13 protein-coding genes and 1 pseudogene are annotated in these 16,591 nt (G+C 71.2%); 8 read left to right on the top strand and 6 right to left on the bottom strand.

The features are described from left to right. Positions 1-11: 11 nt before the first annotated feature. The 5 genes from EMA17_RS49405 (at position 12) to EMA17_RS55690 (ending at position 7,697) form a co-directional block, all read left to right on the top strand. Positions 12-2,240 (top strand): trypsin-like serine protease, encoded by a 2,229-nt coding sequence (locus tag EMA17_RS49405; RefSeq protein WP_126643761.1) that lies wholly within the window; start codon positions 12-14, stop codon positions 2,238-2,240. Positions 2,241-2,558: 318 nt separating this feature from the next. Beyond that, the gene (locus EMA17_RS49400; protein WP_126643760.1) at positions 2,559-4,514 is read left to right on the top strand and encodes a DNA/RNA non-specific endonuclease; all 1,956 of its coding nucleotides are present in this window, start codon (positions 2,559-2,561) and stop codon (positions 4,512-4,514) included. Between the two features lie 630 nt (positions 4,515-5,144). Next, the gene (locus EMA17_RS49390; protein WP_126643759.1) at positions 5,145-5,753 is read left to right on the top strand and encodes a DUF6461 domain-containing protein; all 609 of its coding nucleotides are present in this window, start codon (positions 5,145-5,147) and stop codon (positions 5,751-5,753) included. Between the two features lie 658 nt (positions 5,754-6,411). Beyond that, the gene (locus tag EMA17_RS55695) at positions 6,412-6,537 is read left to right on the top strand and encodes a hypothetical protein (RefSeq protein ID WP_281290635.1); all 126 of its coding nucleotides are present in this window, start codon (positions 6,412-6,414) and stop codon (positions 6,535-6,537) included. Beyond that, complete coding sequence (locus EMA17_RS55690; protein ID WP_281290634.1) at positions 6,534-7,697, top strand: methyltransferase domain-containing protein; 1,164 nt, start codon at positions 6,534-6,536, stop codon at positions 7,695-7,697. Before EMA17_RS55695 ends, EMA17_RS55690 begins: the two co-directional genes overlap by 4 nt. Positions 7,698-7,759: 62 nt before the next feature. Here the strand turns inward: EMA17_RS55690 and EMA17_RS49380 are convergent, their stop codons facing one another. From EMA17_RS49380 to EMA17_RS49360, 5 genes are all read right to left on the bottom strand, one after another. Then, positions 7,760-8,248 carry a hypothetical protein gene (locus EMA17_RS49380; protein WP_126643758.1) on the bottom strand — a complete coding sequence of 163 codons (489 nt, stop codon included), beginning with the start codon at positions 8,246-8,248 and terminating at the stop codon, positions 7,760-7,762. Between the two features lie 252 nt (positions 8,249-8,500). After that, the gene (locus EMA17_RS49375; protein WP_160161867.1) at positions 8,501-9,700 is read right to left on the bottom strand and encodes an alpha/beta hydrolase; all 1,200 of its coding nucleotides are present in this window, start codon (positions 9,698-9,700) and stop codon (positions 8,501-8,503) included. A gap of 230 nt (positions 9,701-9,930) precedes the next feature. Then, the gene (locus tag EMA17_RS49370) at positions 9,931-10,605 is read right to left on the bottom strand and encodes a response regulator (protein ID WP_126643756.1); all 675 of its coding nucleotides are present in this window, start codon (positions 10,603-10,605) and stop codon (positions 9,931-9,933) included. Beyond that, positions 10,602-11,858 carry a sensor histidine kinase gene (locus EMA17_RS49365; protein WP_126643755.1) on the bottom strand — a complete coding sequence of 419 codons (1,257 nt, stop codon included), beginning with the start codon at positions 11,856-11,858 and terminating at the stop codon, positions 10,602-10,604. Before EMA17_RS49365 ends, EMA17_RS49370 begins: the two co-directional genes overlap by 4 nt. 706 nt (positions 11,859-12,564) lie before the next feature. Beyond that, entirely contained in the window at positions 12,565-12,951 is a 387-nt protein-coding gene (locus EMA17_RS49360) for a hypothetical protein (RefSeq protein ID WP_126643754.1), read from the bottom strand. 1,368 nt (positions 12,952-14,319) lie between these two features. Between EMA17_RS49360 and EMA17_RS49355 the strand changes: the two genes are divergently transcribed. The 3 genes and pseudogenes from EMA17_RS49355 to EMA17_RS49345 form a co-directional block, all read left to right on the top strand. After that, positions 14,320-14,553: a hypothetical protein gene (locus tag EMA17_RS49355; protein ID WP_126643753.1), complete on the top strand. Its 234-nt coding sequence runs from the start codon at positions 14,320-14,322 to the stop codon at positions 14,551-14,553. A gap of 811 nt (positions 14,554-15,364) precedes the next feature. Further along, the gene (locus tag EMA17_RS53660) at positions 15,365-15,535 is read left to right on the top strand and encodes a hypothetical protein (protein ID WP_218043276.1); all 171 of its coding nucleotides are present in this window, start codon (positions 15,365-15,367) and stop codon (positions 15,533-15,535) included. Continuing rightward, positions 15,532-15,765: pseudogene (locus tag EMA17_RS49345) on the top strand (IS21-like element helper ATPase IstB); the annotation flags it as partial. The gene EMA17_RS53660 and the pseudogene EMA17_RS49345, both read left to right, overlap by 4 nt. A 59-nt stretch (positions 15,766-15,824) precedes the next feature. Here the strand turns inward: EMA17_RS49345 and EMA17_RS49340 are convergent. After that, positions 15,825-16,568: a hypothetical protein gene (locus EMA17_RS49340; RefSeq protein ID WP_126643751.1), complete on the bottom strand. Its 744-nt coding sequence runs from the start codon at positions 16,566-16,568 to the stop codon at positions 15,825-15,827. Positions 16,569-16,591 lie beyond the last annotated feature (23 nt).

Below are 16,591 nucleotides of genomic sequence, written 5' to 3'. Positions count from 1 at the left end.
GGCCGCGCGCCATGTCTCGTACCCGGCACACCGACTTCGCCCGGCACCGCGGACACGGTCTCCGAGCCGTGTTGGCCGCAGGCATGTTGGCGGGCACCTTCGCGGTGAACGCCGTACCCGCGCACGCCGTCACCGGCCCCGCCGACTCCTCAGGCACTCACGACTACACCGCGCGCCTGGACATCGGTGGCGCCACACGCGGCTGCTCCGGAGTCCTGATAGACAGCGAATGGATACTCACCGCGGCCAGTTGTTTCGTCGACGACCCCGCACAGAGCCTCACCGTGCCGGCCGGCAAGCCGCAGCTGAGGACGACCGCGACCATCGGCCGCCCCGACCCGGCCACGAGTCAGGGCGCCGTGCGCGAGATCGTGGAACTGGTGCCGCGCACCGACCGCGACCTGGTGCTGGGCCGCCTGTCCCGACCCGTCGCCAACGTCACCCCGATCGCCATGGCCTCCACCACGCCCGGCACGGGCGAGGAACTGACGTTCGCCGGATACGGGCGGACGGCCACCGAGTGGGCGCCGCTGCAGTTGCACACCGGTGCGCTCTCGGTGAACGCGTCCACCGCCACCACGGCCACGTACACCGGCAGGGACGGTGCGGCCGTATGTCTGGGCGACACCGGCGGCCCCGTGGTCCGCACGACGAACGGCACCCACCAGCTGGTCGCCCTCAACAGCCGCTCCTACCAGGGCGGTTGCTACAACACCGATCCGGCCGAAACCCGCACCGGCGGAATCGCCACCCGCGTCGACGACCTGGCCCCCTGGGTGAACTCGAAGGTGAGCGCCGTCCCTGTCGCCGACTTCAACTGCGACGGCGTCGAGGACATCGCGATCGGCGACCCCAAGGCGACCGTCGGCGGCAAGGCCGCGGCGGGTCTGATTCGGGTGGTCTACGGCGGCGGCAAGGGCACCGCCGAGATCACTCAGGACCTCGGCTGGGTTCCCGGCAACGCCGAACCGGAGGACTGGTTCGGCGAGGTGTTCGACACCGCCGACCACAACGAGGACGGCTGCACCGACCTCGTCGTCGGCACCCCCGCCGAAGACCTCGGCAGCGCTACCGACGCAGGCACGGTCGACGTGCTCTACGGCGCGCGCAACGGCATCGGGACGGGACCCGCAACCCTGCACCTGGAACAGGGCACCGGCTCCGGGGCCATCGCTGCGGCGGCCTCCCAGACCGGGGACCGCATGGGCCACTCGGTCGCCGCCGGCCGAACCGCCGCGGGCGAGCCTTACCTGCTGATCGGCGTTCCCGGCCAGAGCTCCGGCAACCTGGCCAAGGCAGGGATGGTCTTCTACCTGCGGGGCACCACCAACACCTCCATCACCCAGGACAGTTCGACCGTCCCCGGCGGAAGCGAGGCCAACGACGGCTTCGGCACAAGCGTTGCCGCCGACGGCAACCACCTCGCCATCGGCGCCCCCGACGAGGCCATCAAGGACCAGGCCGGTGCCGGCGCCGTGTGGATCTTCGACCACAAGGTGAACACCGACGGCATCCCCACCCCTCTGCACGGCATCGACCAGGACTCCGACATCATCGACGGCGGCTCCGAGGCCGGCGACAGGTTCGGCGCCTCACTGTCCATGGCCGACTACCGCCCGGCCGGTGCCGCGGCCGCCACCGAGTCGGTACTCGCCATCGGCTCTCCCGGCGAGAGTCTGGGCGTCAACAATGTCGACCAACCCGAGGCCGGCCGCGTGGTCGCCGTCCGCATCACCGCCACGGGCGCCTTCAGCCAACTCAACAACTTCTGGCAGGGCACCGGCGACGACGCGGTGGCCGGTACCGCCGAACGCGGCGACCACTTCGGCGACCAGGTCGGCGTCGTGAACACCGCACCGCGAGCACAGAGCACCGCGGCCACCATGCGGATCGCCGTCGGCATCCCCGGCGAGGACATCAACACCGCCACCGACGCGGGCGCCATCCAGACCTTCTCGCTCCTCGGCACGCCCGGCGACTCCGACCACTGGATCCAGGCGGGCATGGTCGGCATCCCCGGCACCCCGGGAACGAACCAGTACCTGGGCCACAACATGCACTTCACCGGCACCGGACTGTACGTCGGCATGCCCTACGGTCCGTCCGACTACGGTGCGCTCCACGTCCTGCCGATGGGCAACGCGACCGCGGGCGGCACGATCGGCCAGACCACCACCTACCAGCCCGGCACGGGCGGCCTCCCTGCCACCGGCGACCGCTTCGGTCACGTGGCGCGGTAACTCCCCCTGCCCGGAAGCCTCCACCGGCCCCGAGCGGGCGGCCGTCGCCGTCCGGGGGCGCCCCCGCCCGGGAGTCGGCGCGGTCGCGGCCCACGGGACGAGGACGGTGCCGGGTCGAGCGCCGATGGCGGTACGGACGTAGGGGGCTTCACCGGCCGGGTCGGGCCGGCCGATGCCGGTGCGATCGGTGAGGACGACGTCGGAGCCGAAGCGGAACCGGCCCCGCCGACACCGGGAGCGGCGCCGGCGTCCGCTGCCCCGGGGCGCCCAGCGTCCGGTGCGCCCCCTCATCAGACGAAGAAGGAGACCCGACGAAACATGCATGAGTCACGTCCCGGGAGCACTGCCCGAATACGTGCGGCCAGACGACGTGCCCGCTCCACCGTACTCGCCGTGCTGATCGCGGTGACGGTGGGACTCGCGACCACAGGCATGACCCCGATACGGCAGGCCACCGACGAGAAGCCACGGCGGGCCCGCGAAGTGGTGGCCGCATCGAACCGGCCCGATGCTCGGACCCCGGCCACCGAAACCAGCTCCTTCCCCCTGGGGGCCGGAGAGCACTGCGAGTCCACGAAGGCGGGCTCGAAGGAGCGCAGGGCGGGCGCCGTCGAGGCGTGTGTGAGTGTCGGCCCCGCCCCGGCCGCACGCACCGCGGCGCAGGTGCGGGGCCTCGCAGCCGGCAGCTGTGACAACGCCGGCCCCGGCGTCTATTCGTACGAGCGCTTCGAGTACTGCGTGACCGGGGTGGACGTCCTCTACGTCCTGCGCAACAACAACGGCGCGGAGATCGGGCGCGGCACTCTGGAGATCGCCACCCGTGCGTCACTGCCCGCGAAGGGCACCACGTGGAACGAGCAGATCACGGTGAAGATGATCGGCGCGAGCGGCGACGTCACCACACTCAACGCCAAGTTTCGCGCCTCCTGCGGAACCGGCTGCACGGCGACGAAGACCGCACCCTGGTACGGCGGCGACCTGGCGCTCGGCCAGTCCCTCGGCGGCACCGTCGCCTACTCCTCGGCCCCCGCCGCGGGCGCCGTCGCGGAGTTCACCACCTCGTACAAGATGTACGTCACCTCCCCGGGCGCCACAGCCGTCGACCCGAATGCCTCGTGGGACAACCCACGCAGGATCCGCTGTGACGACGCGCTCGGAGGTACCTCGCGCGCGGGCTGTGCCGTTCCCTCGGTCATGCCCGTCGTGCCGATGAAAACGACGAACGCGGACCCCGGCGGCGCAGTCTCGGCCTACGACTGGGCGCAGAAGAACCTCGACGGCGCCTGGGGGAAAAAGGGAAGCCCGCTGACCCGGTCGACGAACGGCGTGGCCGCCCGCACCGCCGGCACGTGCGGCGGCTTCAAGGCTCAGCCGGAGCTCGTCACTGCCGACACCTGCGGTGACTTCCCCTTCGGCGAGGCGAAAGAGGGCGGTGCCGCAGGCGCGCAGTGCGCCGAGGTGATCCCCAACCTCGGCGACGGCGAATGGGACACGTACGTCCTGAACGACGGCCATGTCCTGAACCCCGCCGCACCCTGTGTGCAAGCCCATGTCAAGCCCGCCGAGAAGCAGTTCGCCGACACGCAGCTCGCCGACGGCTTTGTCGACCAACGGGTGATCGACGCCGACAGGTTCGAACTGGCGGTCTCGGTACCGGACACCGGCCCGCAGATCCGTTGCCTGAACAAACCCGCACCGGACGACTCGTTTCGCAACGAGGGCGGTTGGTTCAGGAACACGACCGAGGCGGTTCCGTTGATCAACCGGATCGACAAGGCGAGCGGGCCCGGACTGCGGCCGACCCGGGCTACGGCGTGCCTGGGCCTGAAGACCCCCGAGGGAAAAGGAACCAGCGATCCCATCACCGGCTGGGAGGACGCGCAGGACTTCAAGACGAAGAACGGGCAAACCGCCGGGTTGTCCCGATGCCACCTCATCGCAAGCATCCTCGGTGGACGAGGCAACGACGCGCCCACTCGGTACAACCTCGTCCCCTGCTGGCAGTCCGGCCTGAACACGGGAACGCCCAGCATGCGCACCTACGAGGCGATCGCGCAAAAACTGATCAAGGGCAAGCCGCCCGGTATCGGAACGGACGAAGCGGTCTTCTACCAGGTGACACCCGTCTACAAGAACGACGAGAGCACCGTCCCGGTGGGCGTCACGATGAGCGCCCACGTCGAACGAGCGAGCGGAGTGACCGAGAAGGCGTTCGCCAACGTCTACGTCACCAATACCCTGGGGAACACCGGGACGCTCAACCTCGGCAACTGACCCGAGATCCCCGCCGGTTCGGGCACACGGGAGCCGAGGAGAGTCTCACCACCCCACTGCCGCCTCGCGACGTCCCCGCACTCATCCCTCAGTCGACCCCACTCGCGCACACGGCAACCCGGCCGCACCCGTGTCCCGTGTCCCCGTCCGTACACGACAGTTCGATCGGCGGGCCGCTCCAGTGGCCCGCCGACCAGCCGTGGCCGTACTGCAACGCGCCGCCCGACAGTCGCGTGGCGCCCGGCAGTCCCCGCCACCGACGACGTGCGGCATTCCGGGGATCACTTCGTGCCGCTGATGCGTGCCGGATACCGATCCTCATCCCCGCATCCCACCGCCCCGGACGCGGACTCGGACCGCGTTCGGCACCATTCCCGAGTCGAGACTCGCCCCGGCTACGCCGCACGGCACCTCGACACGCGAACGCACGGATCCCGGGTCCGGAGTATCGTCCGCGGTCGGCCACTGCGGTTCACGGGGACGCGGGTTCGACTACCGGCGGGCCCCAAGGATCGTCCGCCGGCCCGTTCCTGACCCGCCGCGTGATGTCGGCTCGACCCGGCAGGCTCGGCGCACTCGCCGTCCGGCTCACCCGTGCCCGGGCCGAGGAACCGCCGGGAGGATGAGCGCATGAGTGTCGGTCACCAGTCGTACGCGTGGATCAACGAACCCGGATTACCCGTCTATTACCGCTTCACCTTGGTGCGGAGTCTGGAGCCGGACGAGGTCCTGCGTCGCTTCGGCGCCGATCCGGGCACCGTGAGGTCGATGACGCTCGAGGAGCGTTCGTCGCACCCGCAATCGTGGTTGTTGGTCTGCGTGCACGATCTCGGCGGCTGGACCCTGGCGATCGAGGACGACTGTCACGACGGCCCGGGGGAGAACGCGGTGACCGCGCTGTCGGCGGGGACCGAACTGGTCACCGTATACACCGATGTTCTCGCGCACCACCGCTTCACCCATATCGTCGACGGGGACGTTCGCACCGACTTCGACGCGCTGGACGCCGGCACGCGCTTCGGGAGCCGACCCGACGGCTTGGCGGCCGCCATGCGCCGGATCGGCCTCGACTCCCGCCCCGAGTTCGAGGATCCGGACGACGAGCCCGAGTACGTCGCCCACGCGGCCGCGATGCTTCTCGCCCTCGCCGAGGAGGTGACCGGCGTTTCCGTGACCGCCGAGATGTTGAGCGGCCCGGCACCCACCGCCGCGGTCCCCGAACCGGCGACGAACGGATGAAGCAACCCGGGCAACGGAAGGAACGGAGCACACGCGGGCGTGGCTCTGCTTCGCGTCGGGCCATCCGCCGATCCCCACCGGGAGCCGACGGTGGGGGGCGGCGGATCGGCCCGCCTCCCACGGCCGACTTCCCTGTGGGCGGCGGTGCGCGATGGTCCGGCGCCCTACACACCCACGCCCGCAGTGAGGCAACACCCTACGACCCCGACCGGCGCACCCGGGACCGGCCGTTCGTGCGGTGGCTGATCGACGGACTTGCCACGGCCGGCTCGACTCTCCGCCGAGACCGCCTCCTCCTTCGCCCCCCCGCGAACCGCTATCGCAGCCTCGGCGACACTCGCGCGGAGCTGATCGCGACCCTCACCGACATCGGCATCGAGCAGGTGCACACCGCGCATAGGGTCGGCCTCGTGGACCGGGCGCGGGAGCAGGAGTCGCGGGACCAGCCGGATCCCGCCCTCTCGGACGCGGACCTGCATCGCTTCCCGGGCCACGCTCGATCCGGCCGCGTCAGCCCTTCGACTCGATCTGCCGTGCGGGCACCCGGCCACGGTCGATGCCGCGGCGGCGATCTCGGGTGTTTCTCGGTTCTGTTCCTCTCGGGGTGTGTTCCGCGTCATCATGAGACTTCGGACCGTGACGAGCTTGGGGGCGTGTGGTGGGTGATCACAGCAAGCCGGAGCAGCCGTTGGACAAGGGTGAGCCGCCTCCCGGAAACGGCGACGGTCGTGTTCCCAAGCCCGAGGACCCGAAGGGCAAGCACAAGAAGGACCGGCAGGAGTGAGCGCCGTTCCCGACGACCTCGCCGTCCATCGCCGCCGCGCGCTCGCGGCGATGGACGCAGGCAACGCGTGGCCGAAGGAATCCCCGTGGCTGCGTGACGCCGTCGACGCCCTGCCTCGGGACGTGTTCGCGCCCGACACGGTGTGGACCTGGGACGGTCATGCCTGGCGCCGGGTCGACCGCGCCGAGGACCCGCAAGACTGGGCCCGGCTCGTCCACGCCGACCCGGACGAGGCGACGATCACCCAGATCACCGACGGCGTCCCGTCGTCGTCCCTGTCGTGTACGTCGATCGTCGTCGACATGCTCGACTCCCTCGACCTCGAACCCGGCCACCGCGTCCTGGAGTTGGGCACCGGCACCGGCTGGAACGCCGCCCTGATCGCCCACCGCACCGGCCCCACCGGCCACGTCACCAGCGTCGAGGCCGACCCCGCCCTCGCCATCGGCGCGGCCGCGACCCTGACCCGCGCCGGAGCACGCGTGGACGTTCGGATCGGCGACGGCGCCCTCGGCTGGGTCCCGAACGCCCCCTACGACCGGCTGATCGCCACCTACGCGGTCGACCGCGTCCCCCGCGCCTGGATCGAACAGACCACCCCTGGCGGCGACATCGTCCTCCCCTGGACCCGCCTGGGCTACTTCGCCCTCACCACCGCCAAGGACGGACGCTCCGCGAGCGGGTGGCTCCATGGCCTCGCCCAGTTCATGAACGCCCGCGGAACCCCCACCGCCCCCACGCACCGCCAGGTCCGCGCCGACCGCGACCCCGACCACCAACGCCCCCTCACCCGCGACCCGCGCCCCCTGCACGACAACGCCCACCTGATGTGGGCGCTGCGCCTGCGGCTACCCGACATTCTGTTCGACACCACCGTCGACACGGGCGGCGTCCACGCCCGCCTCCACGACGGCGCCGAGTCCTGGGCGACGATCTCCACGCCGCCGACCGGGCCCGCGATCGCCGCCCAGGGCGGTCCGCGTCGGCTCGTCGACGAACTCGAGGCCGCGTGGCACGCGTGGACCGCGGCGGGCGCGATCGGCCTGTACGAGCACGGCATGACCGTCACGGCCGACGACGAGCAGTTCGTCTGGGCGGGCGACTCCGACACCGGCCCCCGATGGCCCCTTCCCACGCCCGCGCCGATCACGATCGGGTGAAGCCGACACCGCAGCACACCGACGTCGAGCCTCGACCGGCACCGGATTCGGGACTATACGGGTCAATCGCCTTGGATGTCGCGTCGCATTGCTTCCCTGAGCTCCTCCAGAGCGGTGACGTACGGGCGATGGACGGCACGCCAGGTCGTTGTCCGGTTGTCGTCCCGCGTCGCGACCGTGCTTGTCTCCAGGTGTGTGGCGATCATCGCCTCCCGAATGTCCCGGAGCCGCCGGTACGCCTCGTCCGCCGCCCGACCGACCTCCGGCGAGGCGATCAGGCCCACCTCGTACCGGCGTCCCAGCAGGTCCTCCGACCGGAAGGCGTCCAGCGCCTCGTCCTTGCCCAGAGGTCCCGGGCGCCGGGCGGCGGCCTCCTGCAAGGCGGCGTCCGTCCGGGCCAACGCCCGGAGGTACCGGGCATAGCCGTCGCGCCGCACCGTATCGAGCCGGGCGCGCCGGTCCCGCCGCGCCCGAAACGCCTCGGCCGCCATGGTCGATGCGACGCCCAGGACGGCACCGGTCAAGGTCCCCACCAGCGTCAGCAACTCCACGCCTCAGCAACCTAGATGTCGATGGCCCACTGCGCGAGAGGATCAACCACAGTGCGGTGCAACAGGCAACGCCCAAGCCCGCACTGATTTGCGCCGAACCGGCGCCGCGAGTGTGGTGGTTCCTGTGGCGTCGCTCGGATTTCTGTCTGGTTTTCCTTACGACTTCCGGGTCGGGTAGGCGGCGACGACTGCGGCCGAAGGCCCGCATTCGTCGGTGCTCGTGCCGGGGGAGCCCGCATGGGAACCCCGGGATCAGTGGGCGTCCCGGGTGAGGAAGTCGAGCAGGATCCGTCGGCTGGTCTGGGATGTGAGGCTGCCGTACGCGTCGTCGAAGGCGTGTTCGGCGAAGGGCAGTTTCCGCACCTCTGCCGGGACGCCGTTCTTGCGGAGCGCGTCGCCGAAGTCGGTGACGGTTCCGGGGCGGGCGCTGCGGTCGCGGTCGCCGACCACGAGCAGGGTGCGGGGCAGTCCGGCGCGGATGTCTGAGGTCGGGGAGACCTCGCGGTAGCGGTCGGGGTATTGCTGGGGCGTGCCCCCGGTGAACAGTTCCGCCGCTTCGCGGGTTCCGGCCACGTCGTTCTTCCACATGTCGGTGACGTCGGTGCCGGGGTAGAAACCGATCACGGAGGCCGGGGGTTCGGGGGTGGTGCCCTCGGAGGCTTCGATGGTGCCGTTGTGGAGGCGGTAGGCGGCGTTCATCGCCAGGGTGCCGCCGGCCGACATGCCGCCGAGCGAGATTCGCGAGCTGTCGAGGCCGTACACGTCGGCGTTCTTGCGCACCCAGCCCAGGGCGGAGACGAGGTCCTGGGGGGCCTGGTTCCAGGTGGGGTGATCGCGTTCGGCCAGGCGGTAGTCGACGGCGAAGACGGCGACGCCGTGGTCGGCGAGCCAGCGGCCGGTGCCGCGCAGGTCGCTCTTGTCGAAGGTGTGGAAGCCGCCGGAGTGGGCGAGCACGACGGCCGGGACCTTCTTGCCCGGGGAGTTCCCGGGCAGGTACGCGTCCACTCGCAGCGGCCTGCCCTCGGGACTGGCGTACGTCTCGGTGGCGTTCGGCTTCGCCGCCGGGTAGCCGAGTTCGGTGAACACCTGGTTCAGGGAGACGTCGACGCCCGCGTTCCAGGCGGTCCGGAGCTGGGTTCCGCCGATGGCCAGCGCACCGACGGAGCACAGCGTCGCCACGATCGTGACCACGCGTCCCCAGCGCACCAGGCCGGCCCGCCAGGCGAGCCCGGCGAGGACGGCCGCGACGAGGGCGATCAGGGCCACGTGGAACGGATACTGCCCACCCAGGACCGGCCCGATCACTCCCGCCTTGGGGATGCCGGGAAAGTAGGCGCCGAGAACGATGGCAAGGGTCAGGAACGCGAGGAACGAGGCCAGGACGGCGGAGGCGCCCCGCAGGATCCGGATCGGCCGGCCGGTCGACGCGGCGGAGCTTCTGGGCATGGTCATGGCTGTACTCCCGGCGATGGTGCGTGCGGCGGCTTCCGCCGTCCGCGGACTTGTCGCGAGCCGCGAAGCCCTCGAAGCCACCTGTCGGGCGGCGAGGATCGACTCACGCAAGAAAGGTAGAAACCGGGCACCCGCTCCGGCCTCCCGCCACGGAGCCATTCCCTGCTCTGGTTCTCAGGTATGAGGTCCGTGGAAGACGTCGGGGCCCTCGCCGCCGCACTGCGCGGGGATCACAGGTTGGTGTGGCCGGGAACGACCAGGCCCGTCTCGAAGGCGAAGACGGCCGCCTGGGTGCGGTCCCGCAGCTGGAGCTTGTGCAGGATGTTGCCCACGTGGGTCTTGACGGTCTGCTCGGCGACAACGAGTTCGGCGGCGATCTCCACGTTGGACAATCCCTGGGCGACCAGCGCCAGGACCTCGCTCTCGCGGTTGGTGAGCACGTCGATCCGCACCTGGGCCGGCGGTTTCGCGGAGCCGCTCAGTCGGGAGAATTCCGTGACGAGTCGCCTGGTGAGCCCGGGCGACAGCAGAGCGTCCCCGGCGGCCACGACGCGCACGGCGTCGGCCAGTTGTACGCCCGAGGCGTCCTTGAGGAGGAACCCGCTCGCACCGGCCCGCAGCGCCTCGTACACGTACTCGTCGAGATCGAAGGTGGTCAGGACCAGGATCCTGGTCGCCAGGTCGGTCTCCCGAGTGATGCGGCGGGTGGCTTCGATGCCGTTGAGTCCGGGCATCCGGATGTCCATGACGATCACGTCGGGCCGAAGCTCCTCGGCCTCGGCCACCGCCTCCAGGCCGTCCCGGGCGGTCGCGACGACCTCGATGTCGGGATGGGCGCCGAGAAGCACCGAGAATGCCTCGCGAATCATCGCCTGGTCGTCGGCGATCAACACTCGGATCGTCATTCGGTGTGTTCCTTGTCTGTGTCTGTTCGGACGGCCGGGACGGCGGGCACCGGCAGCACGGCCGTGACCTCGTAGCCGCCCTCGGGGGTGGGGCCCGCGGAGACTTCTCCGCCGAGCATCGCAGCACGTTCACGCATGCCCAGGAGGCCGTGTCCGGCGCCCGGGGAGGGCCGGGCGGTCCGCCCTCCGGCGCCGTTGCTGATCCGCACACGAAGTGCGTCGTGTGCATAGGCGAGTTCGACGCGGGCCGCGGCGCCGGGGGCGTGGCGCAGGGTGTTGCTGAGGGACTCCTGCACGATGCGGTACGCGGACAGTTCCACGCCCTCGGGCAGCGGGCGGCGGACCCCGGAGGTCACCGCCCGCACGTCGAGCCCGGCCGCCCGGACGCCGGTGAGCAGGTCGTCGAGCCGCTCCAGGGTGGGCTGCGGCGCCTCGGGAGCGTGGCCGCCGGAATGGTCCTCGGCACGCAGCACGCCGAGGAGCCGACGCAGTTCGGTCAGTCCCTCCAGCGCGCCCGCGCGGATGCCGGCCAGTTCCGCGACCAGTTCCCGGGGCGGATCCGCGACCCGGTACGGGGCGGCGTCCGCCCGGATCGCGATGAGGGACATGTGGTGGGCGACCACGTCGTGCAACTCGCGGGCGATGCGGGCGCGTTCCTCCAGGACGGTGCGGTGCGCCCGCTCCTGCGCGAGCGCCACCTCCTGTTCCGCGAACCGGGTGCGGGCCTCCCTCGTCCTGCGCACCCCGGTCGCCGCGATCCAGACGAGGGCGAACATCACCAGCACGATCACCGTGAAGTACCAGGGCCCCATCCCGGCGCCCGCCACCCGGAGCCCCAGCAGCAGCGCGAGGCTCGGCAACACCGTCTCGGCCGTCACCCGCGGCGGGTTGCGCAGCGCGACGAGGAACAGGAGCCCGGCGTGCACGGCCCACGCCCATCCCATGTACGGCCCGAATGGCCCCCAGAGCGAGAACACCGGCAACATCGCCAGGGACAGCCACCAGGCCGGCAGCGGCCGGCGCAACGCGGCCACGAGCAGTGCCGCGTGGATCATCCCGACGGGCCTCAGCGGGATGTCCTCGGTGGCGGAGACCGCCGCGAACACCGCCACCGCGACGACCGCGACATGCGGCAGCCACCTCAGTGGCCTCGGCCCGCCCATGGGCGGCATCGGCTGCGGGACGGGCGTCAGCAGATCCCTGCGAACAGTCCTCAGCACCTCGCGCACCGTCCCCGTCCCGTCCTCGTCCATGCGATCAGTATCAACCAGTCGGTTCACGCCCCGGCCGCGCCGCCCTGCGACATCGCCCGGGCCCGCACCCGCCGGCTCCGGGCGGCGCCGATTCCTCACGGCCCGACCGGGACCACGGACGCCGTGGGACATCGGCGAGGCGGAGGCGCATCTCACCGTGCGCACCCGCGCCTTGTACCGGGCGGCCGCTTCCACCAGCCGGCCAAGTCCACCTCACGGAACCAGGCGGCTCCGGAGCCCACGGCTCCGGGACTTTCCGCACCACGAACACCTACGCAACGCATCACCCCGACTCGGAGCCCACCCGGACGCACTCGCGTTCGGAAATCGCCGCGCGTCCGCGTGCAGGCGCCACAAGGAGCGGGCCACCGCACGCGGGGCCGTCGGGGTCGCGCTGCCACATATCCATGGGCGAGTCGACGTGGCCGGGTGCCCACCGCGCTGACCGGCGGATCTGACACTGTGCTGCTGATCGCTGGTGAGGGACCATCTGGCGAGGCGCGGCCGGCGAACAACACCCCCGACCTGCCTCCCGGGCAGCCCCAAACCGCCGCTCAGGCACGTGTCGGCTGGATCGCCGTTCGTTAACGGCACGTCCGCCGTGAGTTCAGCGTGACCGAGGGACGTTCACCGGGAACCCACGGCGTTTTCTGCAGGCGTGCCCGCAAGGGTGGCGGGTTGGTCGCCTCCCTTGTCGGCAGGATACTCATCCGCTCTTGGCGGGCTGCTCGATCTGGTCGTCGAGCAGGTCCTGGGCGATGGTCGCGTAGCGGCTCGCGGTGATGTGGGACAGGTTGAAGACCAGGGCGCGGTGCAGCGGGTCGGTGCCGACGGTCAGGGCTTCGTGCAATACCCGGTTGCCGCGGATGCGTTCGAGGTGGACACCCTGGTGCAGCAGGTGCCGCTTGAGGTACTCGGCGCTGACGGGTTCGGTTCTCGGCGCGGTCATCGCGTTGATCAGGACGTGTCGGTTGGGAGTCCTCGGCCAGGTGGTGCGGCGTTGGTCGAGCCAGGCCCGCAGGGTCTGGTAGGCGAGTTCGCCAAGCCTTTGGGCGTGTCCGGCGATCGTGATCCGCCGGTTGGGCATGTCCAAGTCGTCCAGCGTGAGATGGATGGCTCTGGCGCGGGCGGCATGGATAGCGGCCGGGGCAACGATCAACCGTTGCCCCGGGGTGACGGCGATCCGTTCGACGGCCGGCACGTCGGCGCCCGAACCCGCTTCGAGTACCCGTCGTCGGCACCGGTACCGGGTTCGTGTGGTGGCTTGTCCACCCGCGACGTAGCGCACGGCCGCCGCGACGGCGGCCCCCCCACGCGGGGAACGGTCGCGGCCCCGACCGCGTACGTGTGGTCGGGGCCGTTCGGTGTCCGTGTCGTGGGGCACAGCCCGCACACCACGCCACGAGACGAATGTGAGGACCCCGCGAGGGACACCCCACCCACCCTGCGCCGGCAAACCGCCCCCGGACACGGCCGATTCGCCCGAACGATACGACACGATTACACACGAAGCCCACGATCCCGACGCCACCGGACCGGTTCGCAGCGTGAGCCGCGCATCGGTCGGCGCGGGCAGGGACACGGTCGGCGCCGCCGGACGGGGTCGGACGAGAATGGTCGGTTCCCAAAGTCGCGCGCCCCGGGTCCACGACCCCTCGTCGGGCGGTACCGCCCCACTCGATCCGCGCGACACGCGGTCCGAGGCGCGGCGCCGGCCCGCGACGCGAGGATCCCGGGGCCTGGCCGGGTGGGCGCGGGGGCTTATCCGATCGGTAGGCAGATTGCCCAGGCGTGGATGGCGGCTCCGGGGGTGTTGTCGCGTGGGGCGGGGACCTGCTAGCCCGTGTTGGTGTCGTTGGGGTGTCCCTTCTCCCCGGGGCCGATCCGCGAAAACCGTTTCGACGGATGCGACCAGATTCACAAGCCCCCGGCCCCCCGGCCACCTTTCAGGGCCACCCGTGGGTGGGTTCGGCGCCTCGGAGTGGAGAACCGAACTGCCGTTCGGACCGGTCCCGTTCACGGCCCCGGGAGAGTTCTGGCCCCGCTCGGGGACGACCGGCAGGCTGCCGCGGTCGGTCTCCGGCCGCAGCCGCCACGCACGGGTCGCGGACGGCTGTACACGATCACACATGGTCGGAGACGCCCATCCGCCCGTCTGTTTCTCGCGCTCGTCGTACGGGCAACCTCGAAGGCCGATACCCCCTTGGAGGACACGTTGAGATACCTGACTCTGCTGCGGAACGCCGCCCCGTCGCTGCTGGCCGCCGCACTGCTTACGGGAGTCGTGGCGCACCCCGCCGCGGCCGAGCACGCGGACGGGCACGGAGGAGGCGGAGACTGCCCGCACAACTGCCCGGCCGCAAAACCCGGCCCTCCGGGGCCTCCCGGACCCGCCGGACCCGCCGGACCCGCGGGGCCTGCCGGTCCTGCGGGGCCGACCCGGCCGACCCAGATCGTCCAGATGACCTACACGCTGACGTCCGGGCTCAACACGGGAACCGCGATGTGTCCGTCGGGAACGGCCATCACGGGCGGTGGATTCAAGACGCCCCTCGGAGGCAACAACCTCACCGCCCAGGTGTACGAGTCCTATCCGTCCGCCGCCGACACGTGGACGGTGTCCTTCAACAACTCGGCCGGCACCACGGGCTCCTACGTGGTCTACGCCGTGTGCCAACCGGTGACGGTGACCTGAAGCCCCGGCGCGCCGGCCGCCGGGCGGTGACACCCCATCGCCCGGCGCCGGCCGCCACGGCCCGGAACCGCAGCACAGGGCGCCCGTGTACGCCATGGACGGACTGCTGCGGATGTACGAGTACGAGGGATCCCGCGCCGCCGCGACGGAGCGCGCCGTCGACCCGATCGAGCGGGCGCCGGCCGGCGAACGGTGGCACACCCACCCACGCACACCCGACCCGAGCGACCAGAAGTCCGGGCCGTCCCCGCGGGCCGCGCGCACCGCCCGCCGCGACTCGTCCCGCCCGGCCGCCGGGGCAACGCCTCGTCGTCGTCCGGGCCGGCCACGATCCACCGCCCGTCGGACGCCTCGGCCGCGACCCGCTCGGCGGCCGGCGCCACGGTCGCGGTGTCGTCGCTCGTTCCGTGTGACGAGATGCCGTGCCACTCGCCCGGGTCCCACACCACCAGCACCTCCCCGAGGTGCACCGTGCCGCCGAGCGCGGAGTCCTCGGCTTCGCCGACGCGGGCGGGGTGAGACCGAGCGCGCGCAGCTGCTCGCGCTGCGCCGCGTTCAGCCTGTCCCACCCGGGTCGCTCGCCTCGCTCGGCCTGCTCGGGAGGTACTCGGCCGTGTGGGTCAGGTGTCGCTGCCACCCACGGAGAGTGCGACGGGACGCGCGCGCTCATCGACGTTCTGCCGCTGGGCCGCCATCTGCCCCTGAACACCTCGTTGCCGGCGTCGCTGCGGTTCTTCGCTCAGGCGCGCTTACCTGGGACGCCGTCGCGCTGGAGGCCCGCAAAGCTGCCGAGGCCGACACAACAGCCCCGATGAAACCGGAACCGCCCGCCATGAACCGGGCAGCGGTGTTCTCGCTCGCCGAGCGGCGCCAGGCCCGGCTTCCGCCCGACACCAGGCCGCTGCCCTGGGTCGCCCACTACGACCAGCTACTGCGACGCCGCCGACGGGACCGCCCGACCCCTGAAGGAGACAAGCCGTGACCTTCCCCCGCCGGCGAGGACTCACCGAGCGGGCCGCCACCGCCGCCGTCGACCAGGCATGCCGGATGTTGCGGCTGCCCACCATCCGCTCCCGGTTCCCCGAGCACGCCGAGAGCGCCGCCCGTGAGCAGATGTCCTATCTCGGCTCCCTGTCCGAGCTGTTGATGGCCGAGTGCGACGATCGTGCCAGGCGCCGCTCGGAGCGCCGGATCCAGGCCGCCGGTGCCCCGGGGTCGTCCGTGCCCGACGGAGAGGAGACGGTGACCTCGACGCGGTTGCGAGTCGGCGTCTACGAGATCCCGACGAAGCGCCGGCGGCGACAGTTCTGCGGGTACACGTCGGCCCAGCCGGTGTAGCCGTCGTCGTACATCACCGGGTTGTAACCCATGAGGCCGGTGTTCGTGCTGACATATCCACTGTTCTTCTGTACCCGTGCCACCAGGAACCCGGGGCCGGCGCCGTCGTGGTCGGCAACGAGTGTCCACCAGTAGCGTTCGTGGTCGCACTCGCCGGTCACGCGTACGTGCCCGCCGAAGCCGTCGTCGGAGCCCACGACGTAGTCGCCGGCGTGGTAGCCGCCGACTCCCTTGATGTGGAAGAGCAGTCGGCGCTCGACGTGCGCTTGTGCGAGGTCCATCTGCACGTCGTCCCAGTGCGCGTCCGCGACGGTCCATTCGCTCGTTCGGTCGGCCCGGCCGGGGAGGTCCTTCATGTAGAAGCCCTCGAAGGGACCATGGGGGTAGGGCTTCGCGGTCATGACGATGGGCCGGTCGGTGCCCGACGGTTCGACGACGACGAACGTCTTCACGTGGTCTGCGGTCGGATCGACGTCACCGCCCTTCCACCAGTACGTGTCGCTGCACCCCTTCGACAGAAGCTGGAGCCAGGCCTCCGCGGCGGCACCCCATTCCCGGTACGGATGGTCGGGGTCGCGCCCCTGCAGGGCCCGATCGAGCACCCCCCGCCAGTACGCGCAGTCGTCGCCTCCGGTCGCGTCGGCGTCGGAGGAGGCCGGCTTCTCGGACGTGTTCATCCCACACTCCCAATGCATGTTCC

The sequence above is a fragment of the Embleya hyalina genome (genome assembly GCF_003967355.1).
GTDB classification, from domain to species: domain Bacteria; phylum Actinomycetota; class Actinomycetes; order Streptomycetales; family Streptomycetaceae; genus Embleya; species Embleya hyalina.
This window is presented reverse-complemented; position numbering and strand designations above follow the sequence as displayed.

Bases quoted from the DNA above. Each gene is read 5' to 3' on its own strand.
- EMA17_RS53660 (WP_218043276.1), top strand. From the start codon at position 15,365: ATGAAACCGGAACCGCCCGCCATGAACCGGGCAGCGGTGTTCTCGCTC.
- EMA17_RS49340 (WP_126643751.1), bottom strand. From the start codon at position 16,568: ATGAACACGTCCGAGAAGCCGGCCTCCTCCGACGCCGACGCGACCGGA.
- EMA17_RS49370 (WP_126643756.1), bottom strand. From the start codon at position 10,605: ATGACGATCCGAGTGTTGATCGCCGACGACCAGGCGATGATTCGCGAG.
- EMA17_RS49375 (WP_160161867.1), bottom strand. From the start codon at position 9,700: ATGACCATGCCCAGAAGCTCCGCCGCGTCGACCGGCCGGCCGATCCGG.
- EMA17_RS49400 (WP_126643760.1), top strand. From the start codon at position 2,559: ATGCATGAGTCACGTCCCGGGAGCACTGCCCGAATACGTGCGGCCAGA.
- EMA17_RS49390 (WP_126643759.1), top strand. From the start codon at position 5,145: ATGAGTGTCGGTCACCAGTCGTACGCGTGGATCAACGAACCCGGATTA.
- EMA17_RS49365 (WP_126643755.1), bottom strand. From the start codon at position 11,858: ATGGACGAGGACGGGACGGGGACGGTGCGCGAGGTGCTGAGGACTGTT.
- EMA17_RS49355 (WP_126643753.1), top strand. From the start codon at position 14,320: ATGACCTACACGCTGACGTCCGGGCTCAACACGGGAACCGCGATGTGT.
- EMA17_RS49405 (WP_126643761.1), top strand. From the start codon at position 12: ATGTCTCGTACCCGGCACACCGACTTCGCCCGGCACCGCGGACACGGT.